This window comes from Pseudomonas sp. BP6, assembly GCF_017875935.1.
In the GTDB taxonomy this organism is placed as follows: Bacteria; Pseudomonadota; Gammaproteobacteria; order Pseudomonadales; family Pseudomonadaceae; genus Aquipseudomonas; species Aquipseudomonas putida_Y.
The window spans coordinates 2318856-2340267 of the sequence record NZ_JAGINI010000001.1 but is presented as its reverse complement, the minus strand read 5'-3'; the positions used below and the strand labels follow the sequence as shown (position 1 = coordinate 2340267).

Below are 21412 nucleotides of genomic sequence, written 5' to 3'. Positions count from 1 at the left end.
GGAGAACATGAAAATGGCCGGACTTTACTTCGAAGACTTCAAACCAGGGATGGTGATCGAACATGCCATTCGCCGCACCGTGACCGAGACCGACAACATCCTGTTCTCGGCCATGACCTACAATTGCGCGCCGCTCCACATCGATGCCGAATACAGCGCCAACACTTTCTATGGCCAGCGCCTGGTCAACAGCATGTTCTTGCTAGCCCTGGTAGCCGGCATCACCGTGTACGAGACCACCCTGGGCACAACCCTAGGCAACCTCGGCTTTGGCGAGATCGCCTTCCCCAAGCCAACCTTCCACGGAGATACCATCCGTGTGCAGACCGAGATCGTCGATACCCGCCTCTCCAAGAGCCGCAACGACTCCGGCATCGTCACCTTCAAGCACGTGGCCAGGAACCAGCGCGATGAAGTCGTCTGCACCGCCGTTCGCACTGGCCTGATGATGCTGCGCCCGACCGCGCAGGCTTGAGGGAGAACCCGCCATGGATTACCAACTTACAGCGGACCAACGAGCCATTGTCGATGCCGCAGAGAAAATCTGCGCCAACTTCCCGCTTGAATACTGGCGTAACAAAGACAAGAATCACGAGTTCCCCCACGAATTCTTCGAAGCCGTCGCCCGCGATGGCTGGCTGGGGATCTGCATGCCCGAAAACGTCGGCGGTGCAAATCTGGGCGTGACCGAGGCAGCCTTGTTCATGCGCACAGTCGCCGAGTGTGGTGGCCAGGCCGCGGCCTCGACCATTCACATGAACATCTTCGGCCTGCAACCGGTTGTGCACTTCGGGACCGAGGCGCAGAAAGAAGCCTGGTTGCCACCGTTCGCCCGTGGCGAGCACAAGGCGTGCTTCGCGGTCACCGAACCGGACACGGGCCTGGACACCACCAAGCTGCGCTGCGTCGCCAAGAAACAGGCCGATGGCAACTACATCCTCTCCGGCAAGAAAGTGTTCATTTCCACCGCCCAGGTGGCCGACCACATGCTGATCCTGGCGCGCACCACGCCGATCGAAGAGGTCAAGAAGCACAGCGAAGGCCTGAGCCTGTTCTACACCAAGCTGGACCACAACTACGTCGACATCCGCGAGATCGACAAGCTCGGCCGCGCTGCCGTCGACACCAACGAACTGTTCATCGACAACATGCCGATATCCAAGGACGCGCTGATCGGCGAGGAAGGTAAAGGCCTGAGCTATATCTTCCATGGTATGAACGCCGAACGTGTGCTGGTTTCCGCAGAGCAGGTCGGCATTGGCCGCGCTGTGCTCAAACTGGCCACCCAGTACGCCAAGGAACGTGTGGTTTTCGGTCGTCAGATCGGCATGAACCAGGGCGTGCAACACCCGCTGGCACGCAATTGGGCCGAGCTTGAAGCGGCCAACCACATGATCTTCGCCGCCGCCGACCTGTACGACAAAGGCCAGCCCTGCGGCTCGGAAGCCAATGCCGCCAAGCTGTTGGCTTCAGAGGCGTGCATGCAGGCCTGCCAGACCTCGATCCTGACCCATGGCGGTTTCGGCTATGCCAAGGAGTACCACGTCGAGCGCTTCATGCGCGAAGCCTGGATCGGCTACATCGCCCCGGTCACGCCGCAGCTGATTCTGTCGAACATCGCCGAGCGCAAGCTCGGGTTGCCGAAGTCCTACTAAGCCTGCGCGATGCCTGGTCCGAGTTACCCGCTAGGCATCGATCGCAAACCGGTTCTAGGAGACAAAAATGTCAACAACAAGACCTCTGGAAGGTATCCGCGTCCTCGACCTGACCGTCGCGCTGTCGGGGCCCTACGCCTCGCTGCTGCTAGGCGGTATGGGTGCGGAAGTGATCCGCATCGAATCCCCTGGCGGTAGCGATATCGGCCGCAGCAACCCCCCTTTTCTAGGCGGTGACGGCCTGAATTTCGGCGCCCCGGCCAAGGACGAGATATCCCTGTCGATCCTCAACCGCGCGCGCAACAAAAAAAGCATCACCCTCGACCTCAAGAGTGAGCAGGGCAAAGCGCTATTCATGCAACTGGCACAGAAAGCCGATGTGATCCTTGAGAACTTCAGCGAAGGTGTCACTGCCAAGCTTGGAGTCGACTACGAACGCGTACGCCCGCACAACCCGAACATCATCTATGCCTCGATCAAGGCCATGGGTGAGCCTAGCGCCTACCCCGGCCTGAAGGGCATGGACATCATCGTCCAGGCCTTGAGCGGGATCATGGAAGTCACCGGCTTCGCCGATGGCCCACCCACCCGTTGTGGCCTGCCGATCGCTGACATGGTCGCACCGATGTACGCGGTCAACGGTATCCTCGCCGCGCTGATCCACCGTGGCCGTACAGGCGTCGGCCAGCATGTGCAGGTGTCCATGCTCGACTGCTTGGCGTCCTGGGTGGCCGAAGAGCACTTCGACGTCATGGGCCAAGCTGGCTACCCCATGCGCTCCGGCAATTTCCATGATCGCCTGGCGCCCTTCGGTGTCTACCGAACCCGGGACGGCCACATCGCCATCGTCGCCTTCCATCCAGAATGGATGCGCGGCCTGCTCGATGCCCTCGGCCAACCCGAGCTGATCGATGACCCACGCTTCGCCCATCGCGGACCGCGCATGCGCCATGCCACCGAGCTAAACGCCATCATCGAGGCCTGGACCAGCCAGCGCACCAGCGCCGAAGCGATTGCAGAGCTGGGCCGCAAGCGCGGTGTTCCGGCGGCACCCGTGCGGACACCACAACAGATGCTCGACGACCGCCGTCTGCATGAGCGAGGCGCAATCCTCGAACTGTCGCACCCGCACAACGGCCCCACCGGTGCCATGGGCATGGGGCTGCCGATCCAGTTTTCCGCCACGCCCTCGCAGTTCGACCAACCCGCCATGGCCCTGGGCGCAGCCAATGAAGATGTCTACACCGGTCTACTGGGCCTGAGCCCCGAGCAGATCAACAGCCTGCGCGAGCAAGGCATCGTCTAGCCACGATCGCCGCGGCCGGTGCCGCGGCGGCCTAGAAGGAGAACACCGTGGGACCCTTGCAAGGTGTACATATCATCGAGTTCGCCGATATTAGGCCGGCCCCCCCTGTGCGCAATGCTGCTGGCCGACCTTGGCGCCACCGTCATTCGTATCGACCGAGTCACCCCACCCGATATTGGCCTGGCCTGCCCCCTGGAATACGACCTGGTACTGCGCAACCGCAAGACCGTGCGCGTCGACCTCAAGGACCCAAGGGCATGGCCCTGGTACAAGACCTGATAGCCCGTGCCGATGCCCTGATCGAGGGCTTTCACCCGGGTGTGATGGAACGCCTGGGGCGGGGCCCGACGCGTGCCTCGAACGCAACCCCAGGCTGGTCTACTGCCGCATGACCGGTTGGGGCCAATATGGCCCGCTGGCCCACAGCGCCGGTCATGACATCAACTACATCGCCATTACCGGTGTACTCGATGCCATTGGTCGCAAAGGGGCTCCGCCCACCGTTCCACTGAACGTGCTCGGCGACTATGCCGGCGGCTCGCTTTACCTGGCCATCGGGCTGCTCAGTGGCATTCTCGAGGCGCGCGGCTCGGGCCAGGGCCAAGTCGTGGACGCGGCCATCGTCGATGGCGTGAGCTCGTTGATGACTGTGCTGCTTGGCCTCTGGCACGCCGGCATGATGAACGAAGGACGCGGCAACAACCTGCTGGACTCCGGCTCTCCGTTCTACGACGTCTACGCTTGCGCCGAGGGCCAGTACGTTTCGGTCGGCCCCATCGAGCGCAAGTTCTACCTGCAATTGCTGGCAAAACTCGAACTCAATGCGCCCATACTGCGCGAGCAGTACGACCGCGCCGCTTGCCCAGCGATCCGTGATGCCCTGGGCCAACGCTTCGCCAGCCAGCCTCGCGCCCACTGGGAGCATCTGCTGGCCGGCAGCGACTGCTGTTTCTCGCCGGTCTTCGACCTTGTACAGGCTATGCAGCACCCGCATCTCAAGGCGCGGGAAACCTTCGTCGAGGTGGAGGGTATCCTGCAGCCTGCCCCTGCTCCCCGGTTCTCCCGTACACCGCCTGCGCGCCCTACGCCACCGGCCGCACCAAGGCTGGAAAACGCCCGCGCGGCGCTGGCCGAGTGGTTGCCTGCGGCGAGTATCGATGCCTATGCCGCAGACGGAGCCTTCGTATGACACCGACACGACTGCTGGAGCAAATGCTCGAACGGTGGAGCGCCGCAGCCGCGACCTGGGATGCCAACGCCCTGGGCGCGTGCTATACCGCCGATGCCGGGCTGCTCGGCGGGCGCCCGGGGCACAGCCTCGGGCGTGGGGCCATCGTGGCCTATTTCGCCAGCTATGACGGTGTGATCCGTTCGGGCGCGGTACAAGCCCTGGACCAGGAGGTTTCACAGCCGGCCGACGGCCTGCTGTTGGCCCAAGGGCACGTAAACATGAGTTTCGTCCTGAGCGATGGGCGCGAGACGACAAGCCTGTTGCGCTCGACCTTGGTACTGCGCCTTGAAGACGGAGCGTGGAAAATCTGGCGGCACCACTTTTCCCCGGTGCCGGAAGCACCACCACTAGGCTAACGATGACTGGAGGCGCTTTGCGTCCCAGGATCCATTAATAAAAGAACCTAGTTCGCCGCCCTTGGCCGTACCCCCTCGAAGAAGATCGAGCAAAACTCCTCCACCACCGCCTGCGCCGTTCCCTTCTGCGGATCGAACCAGTTCAATGCCGAATTGATGGTGCCAAGCACGAACACACGGCACAGCGCCAGGTTCACATCCTCGCGCAGATACCCTTCGTCGCGCAGCCGATGCAGCAACCCGTCCCAGAACGCTTGGTGCCGTTCGCGCCGGCGCAATTGACGCTGCTGAACCTTTTCCGGCAACTGCTCATGCAAGCGTCCACGAGCGAAGGCGTAGTCGCCGTACTGCACCAGCCCCGTCAACTGGCCGACCAGTGCCGCCTTGAAGCTGGCCTCGGCGCTGGCGCCGACGGGCAGCGAATCCATGCATCGATAGATGTGCCGGACGATTCGCTCGGCACCATGCTCCATGACCGCATCCACCAGCTCTTCCTTGGACGAGAAGTGGTAATAGATGCTGGCGGCCTCGATACCAGCTTGCTCGGCGATCTGTCGCATGGTCGTGGCGGTATAACCTTGAGCACCGAACGCACGGGCAGCGAGGCGCATGAGCCGTTCACGGGTGTCTTCAGCGGAAGGAGTGGCTTGACGTCTCGCCATCTGTAGCGGGCATCCCTGTGGGTCGGGTGGACTGGCGAGATGGTAACCGTCGACCTGCCAGTGCTCAAACGGAGTTTGTTGAATTCGGGGGTGGTCTGACCGCGAGTCAAGCAAACGACGACGGGGTTGCGTGGAACCAATGACGCCTGCCTTACCCGCCATCAAACCAGTTCAGAGCCCCGCCGCTTGGGCGAGCGAGTGACGGAAGTCTGGGTGGGCGATGTCCACCATGCGTCGCGCCCGCTCGCGCAGGTCACAATGACGCAGGTCCGCCACGCCATATTCCGTCACAATCAATCCGGCATCGGCACGGGGCGTGCTGACCGGCCCCGACAAGCTGCTGACCACCCGGCTCTGACGCCCGCCCAGTGCCGTGGCCGGCAAGGCGATGATCGGCAGGCCCCCCCGGGAGGCATGGGCGCCGCGCTGGAAGTCCATGGCGCCGCCCACCGCACCGACATACAAGCCACCGGCGATTTCGGCGTTAACCTGGCCGGTGAGGTCCACCTCGATGGCCGAATTGATGGTCACCAACCGGTCCAGGCTGCGCAGGACATCTAGAGAGTGCGTATAGGCGGTCGAACGCAAGTGAATGCGAGGGTTGTCGTGAGCGTAGCGGTAAATGCGCTCACCGCCGAACAGTACGCCGCCAACGCTGACACCGGCATCACGGCTCTTGCGAGCGTTGGTGATGATGCCCTGTTCCATCAGGTCGACAACCTTGTCACCGATGGCGCCGGAGTGGATACCCAGGTCACGGTGCGAACGAAGGCCATCGAGCACGGCCTCCGGCAAGCTGCCCAGGCCCAGTTGCAAGGTAGAACCATCCTCCACCAACCCGGCAATGTGCCGAGCGATGGCCTTCTCGACTTCGCCGCCCAACGCACTGGGCACCTCCAGTACAGACCGGTCGGTGCGTACCAGCAGGTCGATGTCCCGTGGGTCCAGGTACTCACCATGAGTCCACGGGGCCTGGGCATTGACCTCCGCAATCACCAAGCGCGCCGAGCGTACCAGCGGTGCCAGGTACTCGGCGGCAATACTGAAACTGAACCCTTGCGGCCCCTCGGCCACCTGCAACAGCAAAACGTCGACAGGCGCCAGGAGCGTGGCCAGCTGCGAGTAATGGCACGGCAGGATGTCCAGCGCCTTCTCTCGGGCCAGGGACCGGTTCCGCGCGGCACCACAATAGGACTGATAGCGCACCTGCCTGGAATTGGCGGGTGTCACGCTGTCGCCGAGGCTCATGCCGACGAACACGTTGAAACGTCCAATACTTTCACGCTGGGCCATCAGGCGTTCGGTTAGCGCTGTCGGTTCAGCGCCGCCCTGCCCCCACACAGCCCGGTCGCCCGGGTGGATCAGGGTACAGAAGTCCAGCGCTTCGAGGCTGATCGCTTCCGTCATCGCAGGTGCTCCCTCAGGCCCGCTCGAAGATCGCGGCTAGGCCTTGGCCACCGCCGATACACATGGCCTCCAGAGCATAGCGCCCCTGGCGACGCTGCAGCTCGTGCAGCACCGAGGTCATGATGCGCAGGCCCGTGGCGCCCACCGGATGCCCCAGGGAGATGCCCGAACCGTTCACATTGAGCCGGTCCGGGTCGTTCCAGCCCCAACCCTTGAGCACCGCCAGCACCTGGCAGGCAAAGGCCTCGTTGACCTCCACCAGGTCCATCTGCTCGAAGCCAAGCCCGGTACGGGCGAACAGCTTGTTCACCGCCGGTACCGGTCCGATGCCCATGATCGCTGGCTCGCAACCGGCCGCCGCCCAGCTGTGCAGGTAGCCGATTGGCTCCAGGCCCAGCTCGTCGAGCTTATCCTCGGCCACCACCAGGCAGGCTGCCGCGGCGTCGTTCTGCTGGGAGGCGTTGCCGGCGGTGACGGTACCGCCCTTGCTCAGAGTGCGCAGGCCGGCCAGTTTTTCGAGCGTGGTGTCACCACGCACGCCCTCATCGCGGGTCACCACAAGCGGCTCGCCGCGCTTCTGCGGCACGCTGACCGGTACGATCTCGTCATCGAAACGCCCGGCCTCCCAGGCGGCGGCAGCGCGTTGCTGGCTGCGTGCGGCATAAGCGTCGGACGCCTCACGGCTGATGCCGTACTCGCGGGCCAGGTTCTCGGCGGTCTCGATCATTCCCGAGATACGGCCGAAGCGGTGCTCCGGCTGCGAACGCTCGCGGCCCCGATCCAGGCGGTCGTGCAGCGTCACGGAGCCGGCCTTGGAGCCCCAGCGCATGTCAGTGCTGTAGTACTCGATGTTGCTCATGCTCTCTACGCCACCGGCGAGTACCACGTCGGCGGCGCCGGTCTGCACCATCATCGCGGCGCTGACCAGGGCCTGCAGGCCACCGCCACAACGGCGGTCCAGCTGCATGCCCGGCACGCTCACCGGCAGCCCCGCCTCCAGGGCAATCCAGCGGCCCACGCAGGGAGTTTCGGAGTTGGCATAGGACTGGGCGAACACCACATCATCGATACGCTCAGGGTCCAGCCTGGTTTGCGCCAGGATGGCTTTGACCACCTCCGCGCCCAGGCGCTCCACTGGCACGCCGCGCAGGCTGCCGCCAAATGTCCCAACCGCGGTTCGGCGCGGTGCCACGATCGCTGCTCTTCTCATCGTTGCCTCTCCTCAGAGCGCGTCTTGCAGTTGCGGGACCAACTCGAACAGGTCGCCCACCAAGCCGTAGTCGGCGACTTGGAAGATCGGCGCTTCTTCGTCCTTGTTGATCGCCACGATCACCTTGGAGTCCTTCATGCCCGCCAGGTGCTGGATCGCGCCGGAGATACCGACGGCGATGTACAGCTGCGGGGCGACGATCTTGCCGGTCTGGCCGACCTGCATGTCGTTAGGCACGAAGCCTGCGTCAACCGCAGCGCGCGAAGCACCGACAGCGGCACCGAGCTTGTCGGCGAGGCTATACAGCAAGCTGAAGTTGTCGCCGTTCTGCATGCCACGCCCGCCGGACACCACGATCTTGGCGGCCGTCAACTCCGGACGGTCTGATTTGGCCAGGGCTTCACCGACGAAAGCGGATACCTGCGCATCGAACGCACTGCTCATCACCTCGACGCTGGCCTTACCACCTTCGGCGTTGGCAGCATCGAAACCGGTGGCACGCACGGTCAACACCTTCACCGGGGCACTGGATTGCACAGTGGCGATGGCGTTACCGGCGTAGATCGGGCGTTTGAAAGTGTCCGCGTTGACCACCTCGATGATCTCGGAGATCTGGTCCACATCCAGCTGCGCCGCCACCCGTGGCAGGTAGTTCTTGCCGTTGGTGGTGGCCGGGGCCAGCACATGGCTGTACTCGCTGGCCAGGGATACCACCAGCGGGGCGATGTTTTCCGGCAGTTGGTGGGCATAGGCCGCATTGTCGGCAAGCAGGACCTTGGTCACGCCCACGACCTGCGCCGCAGCTTCGGCAACAGCGCCAACGTTCGCACCAGCGACCAGCACGGTGATGTCGCCACCAATCTGTGCCGCGGCGGTGATGGTGTTGAGGGTGGCGGCGGCCAGGGCGCCATTGGAGTGTTCAGCAACAACCAGGATAGCCATCAGATCACCTTCGCTTCGTTCTTCAGTTTTTCGACCAGTTCAGCCACCGTCTTGACCTTGATGCCCGCGCTGCGAGCAGCCGGAGCTTCGACTTTCAGGGTCTTGGTGGTAGAGGTGGTGGACACGCCCAGCGCCTCTGGTGCCAAGGTCTCCAGCGGCTTCTTCTTCGCCTTCATGATGTTCGGCAGCGACGCATAGCGCGGCTCGTTCAGGCGCAGGTCGGTGGTGACGATCGCCGGCAGGTTCAGCGAAACGGTCTGCAGGCCACCATCGATTTCGCGGGTGACATTCAGCTTGTCGCCCGCCACTTCAACCTTGGAAGCGAAGGTGCCCTGGGCATAGCCGGTCAGCGCAGCCAGCATCTGGCCAGTCTGGTTGTTGTCACTGTCGATGGCTTGCTTGCCAAGGATCACCAGCTGTGGTTGTTCCTTGTCGACGATGGCCTTGAGCGCCTTGGCAATGGCCAACGAGCCCAGCTCGACGTCGGTTTCGACCAGGATGGCGCGATCGGCCCCCAGGGCCAAGGCCGTGCGCAGTTGCTCCTGGGCAGCGTTCGAGCCGACACTCACCACCACCACTTCAGTGGCGATGCCTTGCTCCTTGAGCCGGACGGCTTCTTCCACGGCGATCTCGCAGAAGGGGTTCAGGGCCATTTTCACGCTGGTCAGCTCAACGCCGGACTGGTCCGCCTTGACGCGGACCTTCACGTTGAAATCGACCACGCGCTTGACTGCTACGAGGACTTTCATGCTTGGGATTCTCCAACAGAGCTGGAACGGGAAAGAATGCGGCGGGCCCGCTCGATCAACGGGCGATCGACCATCGCTCCGTCAACTTGCACGGCGCCGCCGTTATGCACGGCCTCCAGGACCCGACGGGCCCAGTTCACCGATTGGGCATCGGGTAACAGCGCTTCGGTGATCGGCGCCACCTGTTTTGGGTGGATCGCCAGCTTGCCGCCGAAGCCCAGGTTGCTGGCCCTCAGGGCGTCGTGGTGCACCAGGGTGGGGTCGTCAAAACTTGGCGTGACGCCATCGAGCGGGGCCGAGAGGCCAGCCAGTCGCGACTGCAACACCAGCGCACTGCGAAAATACGTCAGCGCCTCCCAGCTCGGCTGGCAGCCCAGGTCCAGGGCCAGGTCCAGCGAGCCGAACGCGGCCTGCACCACGCCGGGCTCACGCAGCAGCCAGGCCAAATCTTCAAAGGCGGCGGCGGTCTCCACCAAGGCGATCACGGGCACTTGCCGAGCCAGCAAGGCATGCACCAGACGGATGTCCGCGGCCGTCTCGGCTTTGGCCAGCATCAAGGCATCGAAACGCGCCTCGCGCAGCGCAGTCAGGTCGGCCTGAAAATCAGCGCTGGTGGTCGAGTTGATGCGGATGATCACCGGCACAACGTCGATGCCATGGTTGGCCACGGCGTCCCGGGCAGCAGCACGGTTGCCCGCCGCCACAGCATCCTCCAAGTCAAGGATCACCGCATCGGTGCCGCTGGCGGCGGCCTTGGCAAAACGCTCAGGGCGGTCGCCCGGCACGAACAACGGCGCCAGGGGCGCCTGGAAGTCACTCAACATGATGCGCTGGCCTCCATGTTCAGGTTGCCATCGGCATCCTGGGTCCAGGCCTGCAGCGTGTCGCCTTGGGTTTGCCAGGACACCGCCGCGCGAAACACGCGCCCGGCAATCAATGGCACCTGGCCGCGATAGGCGAAACGTGCGGGCACGTGCCCCGCGTGCCGGGCCGCCAGGTTGAACAACAGGCTGGCCTGCAACGGCCCGTGCACCACCAACCCTTGGTAACCCTCCACTTCCGTGGCGTAGGGCAGGTCGTAATGTATGCGATGGGCGTTGAAGGTCAGCGCCGAATAGCGCATCAGCAAGGTCGGTGGGGTCTCGACCCAATGCTCAAGCTCACCCACACGCTGCGGCCCACCCGCAGGCGCAGTACCTGCCGCGGCCGGCGCACGGTAGACAATTTCCTGGCGCTCACGGACGGCCAGCGTGCCGTCACAGGACAACTCGTGCTCGACGGTCACGAAGCACAGCTTGCCGCTGCGCCCCTCCTTGAAGCGAATGTCGCGGATGGTCGACAGCCGCTGGATCGGTTTGCCGATGGGCAGCGGTGCGAAGGTCTGTACCTCACCGCCCGCCCACATGCGCCTCGGCAACAGCACCGGCGGCAGGAAGCCGCCGCGTCGAGGGTGGCCGTCCTCGCCCAGCTCATCCATGCTGGCGGCGGCCGGGCTCGGTGCCAGGCACCAATGCAGGCCAGGCGGCGCGAACCCTTCAGCCTCCCACAGATGTGGCGCCAGGGTAGCCCGATAGGCCTCGAGCATCTGCGGCGTGATCATCGCCTCGCAGCGCTCCTGGCGGCCCAGCCACTCTTGCAATTGGCCCAGATCGTTATCGCTCATGACCATTGCCTCAGTAGGAACGGGGCATGCCCAGCAAATGCTCGGCGACGTAGCTGAGAATCAGGTTGGTGGAGATCGGCGCCACCTGGTACAGGCGGGTCTCGCGGAACTTGCGCTCCACGTCGTACTCGTTGGCGAAGCCGAAGCCACCGTGGGTCTGCAGGCAGGCGTTGGCCGCCTCCCAGCTGGCCTTGGCCGCCAGGTACTTGGCCATGTTGGCCGCCGCGCCGGCATTGCGGCCACTGTCGTACTCCTCGCAGGCGCGCCAGCGCATCAGGTCGGCGGCCTCGATCTCGATATGGGCTTCGGCGATGGGGAATTGCACACCTTGGTTCTGCCCAATCGGGCGGCCAAAGACGACACGATCGCGGGCATAGGCACTGGCCTTTTCGACGAACCAGCGACCATCGCCGATGCATTCGGCGGCGATCAGCGTGCGCTCCGCATTGAGTCCATCGAGAATGTAGCGGAAGCCCTTGCCCTCCTCACCGATCAGGCTGCTGGCGGGGATCTCCAGGTTGTCGAAGAACAGCTCGTTGGTCTCGTGGTTCACCAAGTTGGCGATCGGCTGGACCGTCAGGCCATTGCCGATGGCCTCGCGCAGGTCGACCAGGAAGATCGACATGCCATCGACCTTCTTCTTCACCTCCGCCAACGGCGTGGTGCGGGCCAGCAGGATCATCAGGTCCGAGTGCTGCACCCGGGAGATCCACACCTTCTGCCCATTGATGACGTACTTGTCGCCCTGGCGCACGGCGGTGGTCTTGATCTTGGTGGTGTCGGTGCCGGTGGTCGGCTCGGTCACGCCCATCGACTGCAAGCGCAGCTCACCGCTGGCCAGCTTTGGCAGGTAATAGCGCTTCTGCTCCTCGCTGCCGTTACGCAGCAGGGTGAACATGTTGTACATCTGCCCATGGATGGTGCCGGAGTTGCCGCCGCAGTGATTGACTTCCTCCAGGATCACCGACGCCTCGGCGAGGCCCAGGCCCGAGCCGCCGTACTCTTCCGGGATCATCGCCGACAGCCAGCCTGCCTCGGTCATGGCCGTGACGAAGGCTTCCGGGAACCCTTTCTGCTCGTCGATCTTGCGCCAGTATTCGGCGGGGAACTCCCCGCACAGGGCACGGACGCCCTCTCGGATGTCCTGGTAGCGCTCTTGGGCGTGTGTGGCATTCATAAAACTCGACCTCATGAATTCGTTAAACCGGGTCCCAGCAGAACACGTCGGCGCTGACCTGCAGCGGTGTGAAAGAGCCCGACAGCGCCGGCATGCCGTGCTCGGCGATGGCCTGGGCGGTCCAGCCCTCGCCCTGCTGCACCGAGCGCACCGGGCGGTTCTGGCTCATCAGGAAGATTTCGTTGCGGCGCACGGTGAACACCTGGCCGTTCACTTCCTTGGCCTGGTCCGACAGCAGGTACACCGCCAGCGGGGCGTTCTTCTCCGGGGTCATCTGCTTCAGGCGCTCGACCCGGGCCTTTTCTTCCGGGGTGCTGTCGGGGATCGCGCTGGTCATCCGGCTCCAGGCGAACGGCGCCAGGCAATTGGAGCGCACGTTGAAGCGCTGCATGTCCAGCGCGATGGATTTGCTCAGTGCCACCATCCCCAGCTTGGCCGCCGAGTAGTTGGCCTGGCCGACGTTGCCGATCAGCGCCGAAGTGCTGACCATGTGCACGAAGGCCCCGCTGCTCTGTGCGCGAAAACGCTCGGCGGCGGCACGGCTGACGAAGAAGCTGCCGTTCAGGTGCACCTGGATCACTGACTGCCAATCCTCCACACTCATCTTGTGGAAGATCACGTCGCGGATGATGCCGGCGTTGTTCACAACGCCATCGATACGGCCAAAGCTGTCCATGGCGCAGGTGATGATGTTCTGCGCGCCATTCCAGTCGGCCACGCTGTCGGTGTTGATCACCGCGCGACCACCGAAGCCTTCGATCAGTTTCAACGTCTCCTGGGCCGGGGTGGACGAGCCGCCCTCGCCGCCCAGGGACACGCCCACGTCATTGATCACCACCGAGGCGCCGGCACGTGCCATTTCCACGGCGATGGCCCGGCCGATGCCGCCACCGGCACCGGTGACCACCACTACTTTGTTGTCGAGCATGTCGTTCTCTCCGTCGATCGGTTACAGGCCGAGCATCGCTTTGGCCAGGATGTTGCGCTGGATCTCCGAGCTGCCGCCGTAGATGGTCGCGGGGCGCGCCTGGAGGAACAGGCCGGTGGGGTTCAGGTTGCCGTTGCCCTCGATCGGCTCCAGATAGGCGGCGTATTCCCCGGCGATCTCCAGCATGTAGTCGGTGATGCGCTGGAATAGCTCGGTCTGGTGCACCTTGAGCAGCGACACGTCGGCGCCCAGGTTCTCGCCCCGGCGCAGGCGCTCGGCGAAGGTCTCGAACAGCAGCTTGTGGTCGTCCAGGTCCAGGCGCAGGCGGGTCAGGCGGTCGCGGAAACCCGGCTCGTCGTGAAGGCCCAAGTGCTCGCCGAGCACTTCCAGGCGGGTCAGGGCATTGGCCGACTGCTTGGGCGAGCCGAGGAAGATGCGCTCGAAGCCCAGCAGCGCCTTAGCCATGGTCCAGCCAGCATTCATTTCGCCAACCAGGTTGGCCTTGGGCACGCGCACATCGTCGAAGAACACCTCGCAGAGCTCGTCGTGCAGGTCCAGGTTGAGGACCGGCCGCACGGTCACGCCGGGGCTGTCCATCGGCACCAGCAGGAAGCTGATGCCCTCCTGCTTCTTCGCCGTCTTGTCGGTGCGCACCAGCAGGAAGATCCAGTCGGCGTCGGTGGCCAGGGTGGTCCAGATTTTCTGGCCGTTGACTACCCATTCGTCATCGTCGAGCACCGCTTCTGTGCGCAGGCTGGCCAGGTCGGAGCCAGCGTTGGGCTCGCTGTAGCCCTGGCACCAGATGTGCTCGCCGGAAAGGATGCGCGGCAGGAAGTACTGCTGTTGCTCGGGTGAGCCGTAGCGGATCAGCAGCGGGCCGAGCAACATGATGCCGTGGTCCGGGGTACGGGCCACGCCGTGGTTCTCGAATTCCTCGGTATAGATCAGCTGCTTGGCCGCCGACAGGCCCATGCCACCGAACTCACGGGGCCAGCCCGGGCAAAGCCAGCCGTGCTCGGAGAGGGTCATGTACCAGTCCTTGACCTCTTCCCAATGCAGGCGTTTGGGTAAGTCGCGCAGCGCTTCGGGAAAGTGCGCATGCAGGAATTCGCGTACGGCTTGGCGGAAGGCATCGTCGCTCAGGGCGTTGAAATCGGGCAGTTGTGGTGTGTCGCTCATGGTCGGGTCCTCAGGCGCTGGCCAGGCGTGGCATGCAGGCGTCGTAACGACGACGGTGCTGGTCGGATGAGCCGTACAGGTTGGCCAGGGTCATGGCTTTGCGCAGGTACAGGCCCACGTCGCACTCGTCGGTGTAGCCAATGGCGCCGTGCAACTGCACGGCCTGGCGGGTCACCAGCAAGGCGGCATCGGCGGCGCGGGCCTTGGCCCGGGAAACGGCCGCGCGGCGCTGGGTGGCCGGGGCGCCTGCGTCACAGGTAGCCGCCGCCGCGTCCAGGCTGGCGCGCCACAAGGCCAGTTGCAGCTTCAAGTCCACGGCGCGGTGCTGCAGGGCCTGGAAATTGCCGATGGTCTGGCCGAACTGCTTGCGGGTGCGCAGGTACTCCAGGGTCAGGGCGAAGGCCTGCTCGGCGGCGCCCAGCAGGTAGGCGGCGGTGCCCAGGGCGGCTTCGTCAAGGGCGTCGGCCAGGGCCTGGGCCTGCAGTGGCAAGGTTTCGGCCGGGGCGCTATCCAGCTGCAGGTGGCCGAAGTGGCCGCCGTCCTGAGTGGTGACGATTTCCAACTTCACGCCCGGGGCCTTGGCGTCCACCAGGGCCAGGCCATCGGGGGTGCTGACCAAAAAGCCGTCGGCGCTAGCGGCCATGGGGATGCACAGCTTGCGCCCCCTGACCTTGCCGTTGTGCAGTCGGGTGCCGCCTTCAGCGGCTTCGAGGCTGTCGATCTGCTCTTGCAAGGCTGGCAGCAGCAGGCGCTCACCGCTCAGTTGTGCAGTCAGTTGTTCACCATCGAGCAGGCGCGCCGCCAGCACCGCCGGTACGAAGGGCTCGGGCAGCAAGGCGGCGCCGAACACTTCCAGCAAGGCGCAGTACTCGGCCATGCCCAGGCCAATGCCGCCCTGAGCTTCGGGCAACGACAAGCCTAGCCAGCCGTTGTCGGCCATCTCGCGCCATACCGCGCCGTCGAACCCCGGCACTTGGTAGCGCACACCGCGCACCCGGGCCAGCTCGCTGGCCGGGGCGAACGCGACCGCGCTGTCGCGGATCATGCGGATGTTTTCCAAACGTTCTTCAGACGAATGCATCTCGGTCTCCTGATTGCCTGGCAGTCACCTGGCAACGTGTCGTCGGCAGCGAAGTCGTCACAGCCTTGAGAAGATATTTCGCCATATGAAATACCGTTTCAAGAGCCTACAGCCCGTTGACAGGGGTTTTCGGAAGGGCAGTTAGGCTTTGTTCCGAGCAATGGAACTAGCCGACCGTCTAGCGGCCAGAAACGACAACGCTTTGCTCTGGGCAAGGCGTTGAAAGATGCTACGCCCCTGTGCAGGAGCGGCCTTGCATCGCAAAGAGGCCACTCGTGCAGTAACCCCCGTCAGGCTGCGAACAGAGCGGTCAAGTCCGTCACCGGGGCTTTCAGCGGCAGCTCGCGCAAGGTTGCCAGCAAGGCCCGAGCGCGTTGCTCGCCAAGCACCTCGGCTGTCAGTTCCATGAACTTGGCATCTTGCTGCGCCTCGGACATAGGGTTCTCCAACGAACCGATAGGCTGTTCGACGAACAGATGTGTGCCATCACTCAGCGTCATGGTCAGGTCGGCCACGAACTTGCCGGGGTAGCGCTACTCGATCTCCGGCGACTCGCTGATGCGAATGCCTCGAGCCACCTCCAGCACGGGGGCCATATCGACCTTGCTAGCTAGATAGTCACGGTGCACGGCAAAGCCGTTGCCTTTGCCCGGGAGGGCGAAGACGATCAGCACTGGCAGGCTGAACTGCACCTGCTCGATGTTGGCCGGTGAGTAGGCATTGGCATTACCCACCACCGTGTTGAACGCCGGATGAATACGCGCATGCACCTCGCGGATACGCTCCAGTTGCCCTGCATAGGGCGTCAAGGGATCAATGTAGGCGTGTGTGCAATAACAGGCGCAGTAAGCCTTGAGCCAGACATTGCCGATTTCAAATGGCTGGTCCAAGCCGAAGCGCGCCTCGGCGCTTTCGCCCGGTCCACGCTGCACGAAGGTGCGCAAGAAGCCTTTGTTGCCGGACAGGAAGGCCCGCGGCCCGGTGATTCCCGCCGCAGCCATGCCAGGTAGCGGTACAACGCACGGCCTGCTGGCGCGGCGCTTCGCCGCCTGCGCAATCCATGGAGCAGCTCACGCCCTTGCCGCGGGGGATGCGCAGGATCTCCTCCACCGCGTCCACCTGGCTGCCGTCAATCACGTGCGCCGCGCCAAAGGCCTTGGCCGGGCAATGCGCTCGGCGCTGATATCCACGCCAATCACTTCGATACCCATGGCCGCCGCCAGCTGTACAGCCGACAACCCCACCGGTCCAAGGCCGAACACCGCCAGGGTGTCGCGGGCGCTGATGTCCAGGCGCAACAGCGCGCCATAGGCCGTGCCGGTGCCACAAGCGATGGCGCACCACCGGCGAATGAGATTTCCTCGCGCAGGTGTACCAGGCAGGACGCCGGGGTTTTCATGTAAGCGGCATGACTGCCGTGGGCGATGACCCCATGCACCGTGGCGCCGTGGTCACAGCGCTGGCTCCAGCTGGTGCGGCAGGAGTCACAGCACTTGCGACCTTCGTAATGGAACACCATCACCCGATCGCCAATCTTGAAACGCGTCGGGTCGCCCCCTCGCCTACGGCAACGATCTCGCCACAGGGCTCATGCCCACCGATGATTGGCTGGGTTTCGTCGATGCCACGCGAGGCCAGATCCTTGAACCCACCGAGCGGATGATCTGCAGCGAGTCATGTCGATAGAAATGCAAATCACTGCCGCACATGCCCGATGCACGCAGGCGGATCACGGCCTCGCCTGGCCCTAGGGTGGGGTCAGCGAAGTCGAGGATGTCCAGCTTGCGTTCGCCTCTGAATACAACGCCACGCATAGTGTGCTCCGGTAAACGCTCTTGTATTTTGTTCTGTTCAGAATACCCGGGCCGCCGTTACGGGGGCTTACATACGCAGCATTACAGCCTTGACTTGGGTATAGGCGTCGATCTATTTCTGGCCGAACTCGCGGCCCCAGCCGGACTGTTTGTATCCGCTAAACGGCATTGCCGGATCGGCCTCGCCATAGGTGTTGATCCATACGTGGGCCAAGTTTGGTGTCGGCAGCCAGGGGGTCACCGACCTTGAAGGTTGCGGCCAGACCTGCCACGCGCTCCTGCACTTCGTCATACACCGCGCGCTGGACGAACAGTCGCGTGCCGGCGGAGCACACCTGGCCGGAGTTGCCACAGCAGGTCTTGACTGCCCCTTGCACCGCCTTTTCGAGGTCGGGGTCGGCGAACACCACGTAGGCGCCTTGCCGCCAAGCTCCAGGGTGCCTTCTTGAGGTTGGAGGTAGATGCCTGGACGATCTGCTTGCCCACTGCTGTGGAGCCGGTGAAGGTGATCTTGTCCACGTTCTGGTGCAGCGACAGCGCGGCACCCGCGATATGGCCAAAGCCCGGAAGCATATTGATTAAGCCCGCTGGCAGGTCGGCTTCCTGGCGAAGGAGTACAGGTCACTGAACCAGAAACGTCCGTGATACCGGCGTGCGCCTTCGGTGTGGGTCATGCCGTCGAGCAGTACAGACTTTCTCATGACATGTTCTCTTGTTTGTCTTGTCGAACATCATTTCGGGCCGGTCGGCATATGCATGCGGCAGGTTCAGCGCGCGGGAGGTCATTGCAGCCCTGACGGGCGTTGCGGGCAAGCAACCAAGGTTGCCTGTCCTGTACTTCGGAATACTTTCGGCGACGCTGTTCGCCGGTCAGAACACATGCAGGTAGCGCAGGCGCAGCTGTTGGCTCATCTTGAAGCCGTTCTCCACGTCGAGGTCGCGGAACAGGCCGACCATGACCTGATCGACAGGGCTCAGCATGGTGCAGCCCTGAACATAGAAGCTGCGGAGCTTGACCTGGTCGCCCTGCAACTGGCCTTCGATCTCGGTCTCGCCACCTTGGTCCCCACGCCCAACTGAGAACCGCCACGGTTGTTGAACAGGTAGGTCGCCCTACCCTTGGCCTCGTACCAAGGGTGTTGACGTCGAGTGAGCTTGTCCGGGCCGTACTCGTCGTTCTTGCGGTAGAAGTCCGCTTCGAGCAGCACGTCCAGGTCGAAGTGCTGCCTCAGGCCTCGTTGGTAGCCCAACTGCAGGACCACTTTCCAACGGTTCTCTCCTGGATAAGAAAGTCCTCGTGGTCATATTCGCCCAGCGGCAGGTACAGCCAAGCGCCGACGGTCAGGTACTCGCGTCTTTCACGGTCGACATGCAGCCAGAACGGGATGCCGATGAAGGGGTCGCCCATCCCGGAAATGTGGTCCAGGCCCGCGACGTTATCCCGTGACATGTTCTGGTGGATCAGGATCAAGGACCGGTTGATGATGAACCAATCGCCACCTCGATCGGGTGGGCATAGCGTAGGATGGTGGTGGTGACATCGAGCTTGGCATGGTTGTCGATGATCTGGTTGTTCTTGTACATGTCGGAATTCTTCGAATTGATCATGTACAACGCCGTCAGGTCATACCCCGGCATGGGCGCGGCGAAATCGCCGATATCGGCACCCAGAGCAAGCGCTTTGGAGGTCGGCAAGAGCAGGCATAGCGGTACCAACAGCGTAACGAGTAGTTGGCGAAGTGCGTGCAGGGTTACCCCCGCACGTTCGGGCGACTGAGCATAGGAACATCTCCACTTTTTATTGTTGTTGTGAAGCGACGTACTCGAAGGGACAGATGGCCAGCCATTGCCAGCACTTTGTCGAAAGCATTGCCAATCAACGGCAGATGTCCGGGCAAGACAAGCGCGCCACGCGCACGGTTCCGTACAGTGAGAACAGCTCACGCAAAAGCGCTCCAAGTTCCTGCTACGCGCCACTGCTTGCTAAGATCGCGGCACGCCCTAGCCCTGATCTGGAATGCCTGTGAAGACGCCCACCAAGCCCTCGTTCAAACCCGTGGAAGCCGTTGCCCGTGCTCTGAAGGTGCTACGGGTGGTCAGTGAGGAGCGTCAGGCGACGGTGGCCTCGATCCACCGTAAGACCGGCCTGGACAAGGCCACAATCGTGCGCATGCTCGAGACCTTGCATCACGAAGGCTACGTGGCCAAGGAAACGGAGCGGGCACAGTACTCGGTCACCGCCCGTACCTTGCTGTTGAGCCAGGGCTACGAGAAATCACGCTGGATCGCAGGCGTCGCCGAGCCGAGCTTGGCGCGCTTTCGCAATAGCATTGGCTGGCCTTCGGACATCGCCGTGTTCGATGTCGACGCCATGGTGGTGCTGCAGACCTCGCGGGAGAGCGGCGGCCCCTTGTCGTTCAATCGCCGCCCAGGGTTCCGCTCACCAATGCTGGCCACCTCGATCGGCATCGCCTACCTGGCGTTCTGCCCAACGGATGAATGCCAGCGGATCATCAGGCAACTGGCGGCAGTGGATGAACCTTGGAACCAGTTGGCCCGTGAACCCGAGCGGCTGAATGCGCTGCTCGAACGCACGCGTAAAGACGGGTTCGCGGTGATGAATGATGACTACAGCGAACAGGTGTTCGCCGGTAATGTTTGGGCCATGGGCGTGCCGGTGGTGCACAAAGGTGAGCTGTTCGCAGCCTTGAATGTGATGATGCTCAAGAAAGCGCTGATCCTCTCCGAGGCGCGCAAGCAGATCTTGGCGCCGCTACGGCAAGTGGCTGACGACATTGCCACACAGCTGGCCGCGGCAAGGGATTGATATCGTTTGGGGCTGCGCAGCAGCCCCGTTCATCCGAACTCAGACCGTGCCTTTTGCTCGCAGTGCCTCGATCTGCCCCGGCGAGAATCCAAACTCGCGCAGGACTTCCTCTGTATGCTCGCCACTGAGCGGCGCATGTTTGCGAATCGCCAGCGGTGTACGCGACAGGCTCACGGGCGCAGCTACATAAGGCACTTCAGGCTCAACCCCCGGGTGCCTCAAACGTACGAACGCCCCGCTCTCGGCAATAGCTGGGTCACTGTTGACCTCCGCGGGCGAATACACAGGCCCCGCAGGAATCTTTGCCTGGTTCAGTTCCTCCAATGCCTGATCTCGGGAGCGCTCCGCGCACCACTCGCTCATCAACCCGGACAACACCTCTCCATGCTGCCCACGCAGCTCATCGTCGGCAAAGCGTGAGTCATCGAGCAGTTCAGGTTGACCGACGATCTTCGCCCAGCGGCGGAACATGGCCGGGCCAATGACCTGAACGATGATCCAGCCACCACGGGTGCGGAAGATGTCCGATGGCCCGTAGCTCTGGCTGCGGTTACCGGTGGCCTGGCGTTGCAGGCCCAGTACCCGCTCCTCGATCAGGTAGCCACTCGAGAAGTTTAAGGCTGTCTGCAAGAGCGAAGCCCCCACCTGCTGGCCCTGGCCACTGCGCTCACGCTCATAGAGCGCGGCCACCGCTCCCAGAGCGCATGCGATACCGGTGCAGTAATCCACTACCGGCAACATCGACTTGATTGGCTGGTCCGGATAACCCGACAAGTACACCCCGCCACTCATGACCTGGCCCACACCGTCAAAGCCAATCTTATCGCGCAGCAGCGGGCTGTCGCCGAACGCCGAGGGTGCAACCAGCACGACGTCCGGCTTGATCGCCTTGAGTGTTTCATAGTCGAGCCCCAGGTTGGCCAGGGTCGGCGCCGGCATGTTGGCGATCACCACATCGGCCTCGGCCACCAGACGCCGTACGATCGCGCGGCCCTCCTCGCTGGCGATCTCCAGAGTGAGCGAGCGCTTGTTGCGGTTGGACTGCAGAAACACCGCACCATCACCCTGCTCGGTGACCGGCATGACGAAGCGGTCCTCGCTGCCACCGACCCGGTCGATGCGGATCACGTCCGCGCCCATGTCGGCCAGCAGCGCACCACAGAACGGCCCCGCGATATAGCGCCCGAAGTCGAGCACCCTGATTCCAGCTAACACTTGCGCCATA

27 protein-coding genes and 1 pseudogene are annotated in these 21412 nt (G+C 63.5%); 8 read left to right on the top strand and 20 right to left on the bottom strand.

From position 1 onward, the window contains the following. Positions 1 to 13 precede the first annotated feature (13 nt). From J3A98_RS10710 to J3A98_RS10690, 7 genes are all read left to right on the top strand, one after another. Entirely contained in the window at positions 14 to 475 is a 462-nt protein-coding gene (locus J3A98_RS10710) for a MaoC family dehydratase (RefSeq protein WP_209966008.1), read from the top strand. Positions 476 to 488: 13 nt separating this feature from the next. Then, a complete protein-coding gene (locus J3A98_RS10705; protein ID WP_209966006.1) occupies positions 489 to 1655 on the top strand; it encodes an acyl-CoA dehydrogenase family protein in 1167 nt (388 codons plus the stop codon). A gap of 67 nt (positions 1656 to 1722) precedes the next feature. After that, complete coding sequence (locus tag J3A98_RS10700) at positions 1723 to 2961, top strand: CaiB/BaiF CoA-transferase family protein (protein ID WP_209966004.1); 1239 nt, start codon at positions 1723 to 1725, stop codon at positions 2959 to 2961. Between the two features lie 114 nt (positions 2962 to 3075). Further along, positions 3076 to 3240: a hypothetical protein gene (locus J3A98_RS27165; protein ID WP_348635624.1), complete on the top strand. Its 165-nt coding sequence runs from the start codon at positions 3076 to 3078 to the stop codon at positions 3238 to 3240. Further along, a complete protein-coding gene (locus J3A98_RS27160) occupies positions 3219 to 3353 on the top strand; it encodes a CoA transferase (protein WP_348635623.1) in 135 nt (44 codons plus the stop codon). The genes J3A98_RS27165 and J3A98_RS27160 overlap by 22 nt, the downstream gene beginning before the upstream one ends. Continuing rightward, positions 3350 to 4150 (top strand): CaiB/BaiF CoA-transferase family protein, encoded by an 801-nt coding sequence (locus J3A98_RS10695; protein ID WP_347275877.1) that lies wholly within the window; start codon positions 3350 to 3352, stop codon positions 4148 to 4150. The genes J3A98_RS27160 and J3A98_RS10695 overlap by 4 nt, the downstream gene beginning before the upstream one ends. Further along, positions 4147 to 4548 carry an SgcJ/EcaC family oxidoreductase gene (locus J3A98_RS10690; protein WP_209966002.1) on the top strand — a complete coding sequence of 134 codons (402 nt, stop codon included), beginning with the start codon at positions 4147 to 4149 and terminating at the stop codon, positions 4546 to 4548. Before J3A98_RS10695 ends, J3A98_RS10690 begins: the two co-directional genes overlap by 4 nt. Positions 4549 to 4595: 47 nt before the next feature. Here J3A98_RS10690 and J3A98_RS10685 read toward each other — a convergent pair whose 3' ends face one another. From J3A98_RS10685 to J3A98_RS10590, 19 genes and pseudogenes are all read right to left on the bottom strand, one after another. After that, the gene (locus J3A98_RS10685) at positions 4596 to 5210 is read right to left on the bottom strand and encodes a TetR/AcrR family transcriptional regulator (protein ID WP_209966000.1); all 615 of its coding nucleotides are present in this window, start codon (positions 5208 to 5210) and stop codon (positions 4596 to 4598) included. Between the two features lie 171 nt (positions 5211 to 5381). Continuing rightward, positions 5382 to 6617, bottom strand: a complete 1236-nt coding sequence (locus J3A98_RS10680; protein ID WP_209965997.1) for an acetyl-CoA hydrolase/transferase C-terminal domain-containing protein — start codon at positions 6615 to 6617, stop codon at positions 5382 to 5384. A gap of 13 nt (positions 6618 to 6630) precedes the next feature. After that, a complete protein-coding gene (locus J3A98_RS10675; RefSeq protein ID WP_209965995.1) occupies positions 6631 to 7827 on the bottom strand; it encodes an acetyl-CoA C-acetyltransferase in 1197 nt (398 codons plus the stop codon). A 12-nt stretch (positions 7828 to 7839) separates the two neighbouring features. Beyond that, the gene (locus J3A98_RS10670) at positions 7840 to 8769 is read right to left on the bottom strand and encodes an FAD-binding protein (protein WP_209965993.1); all 930 of its coding nucleotides are present in this window, start codon (positions 8767 to 8769) and stop codon (positions 7840 to 7842) included. Beyond that, a complete protein-coding gene (locus tag J3A98_RS10665; RefSeq protein ID WP_209965991.1) occupies positions 8769 to 9518 on the bottom strand; it encodes an electron transfer flavoprotein subunit beta/FixA family protein in 750 nt (249 codons plus the stop codon). The genes J3A98_RS10670 and J3A98_RS10665 overlap by 1 nt, the downstream gene beginning before the upstream one ends. Further along, positions 9515 to 10342, bottom strand: coding sequence for a CoA ester lyase (locus J3A98_RS10660; RefSeq protein ID WP_245355143.1), 828 nt, complete (start codon positions 10340 to 10342; stop codon positions 9515 to 9517). Before J3A98_RS10660 ends, J3A98_RS10665 begins: the two co-directional genes overlap by 4 nt. Next, a complete protein-coding gene (locus J3A98_RS10655) occupies positions 10336 to 11181 on the bottom strand; it encodes a MaoC family dehydratase N-terminal domain-containing protein (RefSeq protein ID WP_209965989.1) in 846 nt (281 codons plus the stop codon). The genes J3A98_RS10660 and J3A98_RS10655 overlap by 7 nt, the downstream gene beginning before the upstream one ends. A gap of 10 nt (positions 11182 to 11191) precedes the next feature. Beyond that, positions 11192 to 12358, bottom strand: a complete 1167-nt coding sequence (locus J3A98_RS10650; RefSeq protein WP_209965987.1) for an acyl-CoA dehydrogenase family protein — start codon at positions 12356 to 12358, stop codon at positions 11192 to 11194. Between the two features lie 22 nt (positions 12359 to 12380). Then, positions 12381 to 13286, bottom strand: a complete 906-nt coding sequence (locus J3A98_RS10645; RefSeq protein ID WP_209965985.1) for an SDR family NAD(P)-dependent oxidoreductase — start codon at positions 13284 to 13286, stop codon at positions 12381 to 12383. A 21-nt stretch (positions 13287 to 13307) separates the two neighbouring features. Continuing rightward, positions 13308 to 14447, bottom strand: coding sequence for an acyl-CoA dehydrogenase family protein (locus tag J3A98_RS10640; RefSeq protein ID WP_209969823.1), 1140 nt, complete (start codon positions 14445 to 14447; stop codon positions 13308 to 13310). Positions 14448 to 14475: 28 nt separating this feature from the next. Next, positions 14476 to 15546: an acyl-CoA dehydrogenase family protein gene (locus J3A98_RS10635; protein WP_209965983.1), complete on the bottom strand. Its 1071-nt coding sequence runs from the start codon at positions 15544 to 15546 to the stop codon at positions 14476 to 14478. Positions 15547 to 15836: 290 nt separating this feature from the next. Then, positions 15837 to 16064 (bottom strand): annotated as a pseudogene (locus tag J3A98_RS10630) (hypothetical protein); the annotation flags it as partial. Between the two features lie 15 nt (positions 16065 to 16079). Then, on the bottom strand, positions 16080 to 16547 hold the full coding sequence (locus tag J3A98_RS10625; protein ID WP_209965980.1) for an MmgE/PrpD family protein: 468 nt from the start codon (positions 16545 to 16547) through the stop codon (positions 16080 to 16082). Between the two features lie 132 nt (positions 16548 to 16679). Further along, complete coding sequence (locus tag J3A98_RS26865) at positions 16680 to 16844, bottom strand: hypothetical protein (RefSeq protein ID WP_241792089.1); 165 nt, start codon at positions 16842 to 16844, stop codon at positions 16680 to 16682. A gap of 264 nt (positions 16845 to 17108) precedes the next feature. Continuing rightward, positions 17109 to 17360, bottom strand: a complete 252-nt coding sequence (locus tag J3A98_RS10610; RefSeq protein ID WP_209965973.1) for an alcohol dehydrogenase catalytic domain-containing protein — start codon at positions 17358 to 17360, stop codon at positions 17109 to 17111. Positions 17361 to 17518: 158 nt separating this feature from the next. Further along, on the bottom strand, positions 17519 to 17767 hold the full coding sequence (locus J3A98_RS27155; protein ID WP_347275883.1) for an aldehyde dehydrogenase family protein: 249 nt from the start codon (positions 17765 to 17767) through the stop codon (positions 17519 to 17521). Positions 17768 to 17938: 171 nt separating this feature from the next. Beyond that, on the bottom strand, positions 17939 to 18061 hold the full coding sequence (locus J3A98_RS27080) for a hypothetical protein (RefSeq protein WP_277819036.1): 123 nt from the start codon (positions 18059 to 18061) through the stop codon (positions 17939 to 17941). A 527-nt stretch (positions 18062 to 18588) separates the two neighbouring features. Continuing rightward, complete coding sequence (locus J3A98_RS10595; RefSeq protein ID WP_209965967.1) at positions 18589 to 18831, bottom strand: hypothetical protein; 243 nt, start codon at positions 18829 to 18831, stop codon at positions 18589 to 18591. Next, positions 18828 to 19055 (bottom strand): hypothetical protein, encoded by a 228-nt coding sequence (locus tag J3A98_RS10590; RefSeq protein ID WP_209965965.1) that lies wholly within the window; start codon positions 19053 to 19055, stop codon positions 18828 to 18830. Before J3A98_RS10590 ends, J3A98_RS10595 begins: the two co-directional genes overlap by 4 nt. A gap of 328 nt (positions 19056 to 19383) precedes the next feature. Between J3A98_RS10590 and J3A98_RS10585 the strand changes: the two genes are divergently transcribed. Beyond that, on the top strand, positions 19384 to 20187 hold the full coding sequence (locus J3A98_RS10585) for a helix-turn-helix domain-containing protein (RefSeq protein ID WP_209965962.1): 804 nt from the start codon (positions 19384 to 19386) through the stop codon (positions 20185 to 20187). Positions 20188 to 20226: 39 nt separating this feature from the next. On the opposite strand, the gene J3A98_RS10580 is transcribed toward J3A98_RS10585, so the two are convergent. Beyond that, on the bottom strand, positions 20227 to 21411 hold the full coding sequence (locus J3A98_RS10580; RefSeq protein ID WP_209965960.1) for a CoA transferase: 1185 nt from the start codon (positions 21409 to 21411) through the stop codon (positions 20227 to 20229). Position 21412: the final 1 nt, after the last annotated feature.

What these genes read in the sequence shown, in the direction of transcription:
- J3A98_RS10670 (WP_209965993.1), bottom strand. Translation starts at nt 8,769, where the DNA reads ATGGCTATCCTGGTTGTTGCTGAACACTCCAATGGCGCCCTGGCCGCC.
- J3A98_RS10680 (WP_209965997.1), bottom strand. Translation starts at nt 6,617, where the DNA reads ATGACGGAAGCGATCAGCCTCGAAGCGCTGGACTTCTGTACCCTGATC.
- J3A98_RS10690 (WP_209966002.1), top strand. Translation starts at nt 4,147, where the DNA reads ATGACACCGACACGACTGCTGGAGCAAATGCTCGAACGGTGGAGCGCC.
- J3A98_RS10700 (WP_209966004.1), top strand. Translation starts at nt 1,723, where the DNA reads ATGTCAACAACAAGACCTCTGGAAGGTATCCGCGTCCTCGACCTGACC.
- J3A98_RS10655 (WP_209965989.1), bottom strand. Translation starts at nt 11,181, where the DNA reads ATGAGCGATAACGATCTGGGCCAATTGCAAGAGTGGCTGGGCCGCCAG.
- J3A98_RS10645 (WP_209965985.1), bottom strand. Translation starts at nt 13,286, where the DNA reads ATGCTCGACAACAAAGTAGTGGTGGTCACCGGTGCCGGTGGCGGCATC.
- J3A98_RS10710 (WP_209966008.1), top strand. Translation starts at nt 14, where the DNA reads ATGGCCGGACTTTACTTCGAAGACTTCAAACCAGGGATGGTGATCGAA.
- J3A98_RS27080 (WP_277819036.1), bottom strand. Translation starts at nt 18,061, where the DNA reads ATGAGAAAGTCTGTACTGCTCGACGGCATGACCCACACCGAAGGCGCA.
- J3A98_RS10665 (WP_209965991.1), bottom strand. Translation starts at nt 9,518, where the DNA reads ATGAAAGTCCTCGTAGCAGTCAAGCGCGTGGTCGATTTCAACGTGAAG.
- J3A98_RS10580 (WP_209965960.1), bottom strand. Translation starts at nt 21,411, where the DNA reads ATGGCGCAAGTGTTAGCTGGAATCAGGGTGCTCGACTTCGGGCGCTAT.
- J3A98_RS10695 (WP_347275877.1), top strand. Translation starts at nt 3,350, where the DNA reads ATGACCGGTTGGGGCCAATATGGCCCGCTGGCCCACAGCGCCGGTCAT.
- J3A98_RS27165 (WP_348635624.1), top strand. Translation starts at nt 3,076, where the DNA reads ATGCTGCTGGCCGACCTTGGCGCCACCGTCATTCGTATCGACCGAGTC.
- J3A98_RS27160 (WP_348635623.1), top strand. Translation starts at nt 3,219, where the DNA reads ATGGCCCTGGTACAAGACCTGATAGCCCGTGCCGATGCCCTGATCGAG.
- J3A98_RS10610 (WP_209965973.1), bottom strand. Translation starts at nt 17,360, where the DNA reads ATGCGTGGCGTTGTATTCAGAGGCGAACGCAAGCTGGACATCCTCGAC.
- J3A98_RS10660 (WP_245355143.1), bottom strand. Translation starts at nt 10,342, where the DNA reads ATGTTGAGTGACTTCCAGGCGCCCCTGGCGCCGTTGTTCGTGCCGGGC.
- J3A98_RS10625 (WP_209965980.1), bottom strand. Translation starts at nt 16,547, where the DNA reads ATGGCTGCGGCGGGAATCACCGGGCCGCGGGCCTTCCTGTCCGGCAAC.
- J3A98_RS10685 (WP_209966000.1), bottom strand. Translation starts at nt 5,210, where the DNA reads ATGGCGAGACGTCAAGCCACTCCTTCCGCTGAAGACACCCGTGAACGG.
- J3A98_RS10650 (WP_209965987.1), bottom strand. Translation starts at nt 12,358, where the DNA reads ATGAATGCCACACACGCCCAAGAGCGCTACCAGGACATCCGAGAGGGC.
- J3A98_RS10635 (WP_209965983.1), bottom strand. Translation starts at nt 15,546, where the DNA reads ATGCATTCGTCTGAAGAACGTTTGGAAAACATCCGCATGATCCGCGAC.
- J3A98_RS10675 (WP_209965995.1), bottom strand. Translation starts at nt 7,827, where the DNA reads ATGAGAAGAGCAGCGATCGTGGCACCGCGCCGAACCGCGGTTGGGACA.
- J3A98_RS10705 (WP_209966006.1), top strand. Translation starts at nt 489, where the DNA reads ATGGATTACCAACTTACAGCGGACCAACGAGCCATTGTCGATGCCGCA.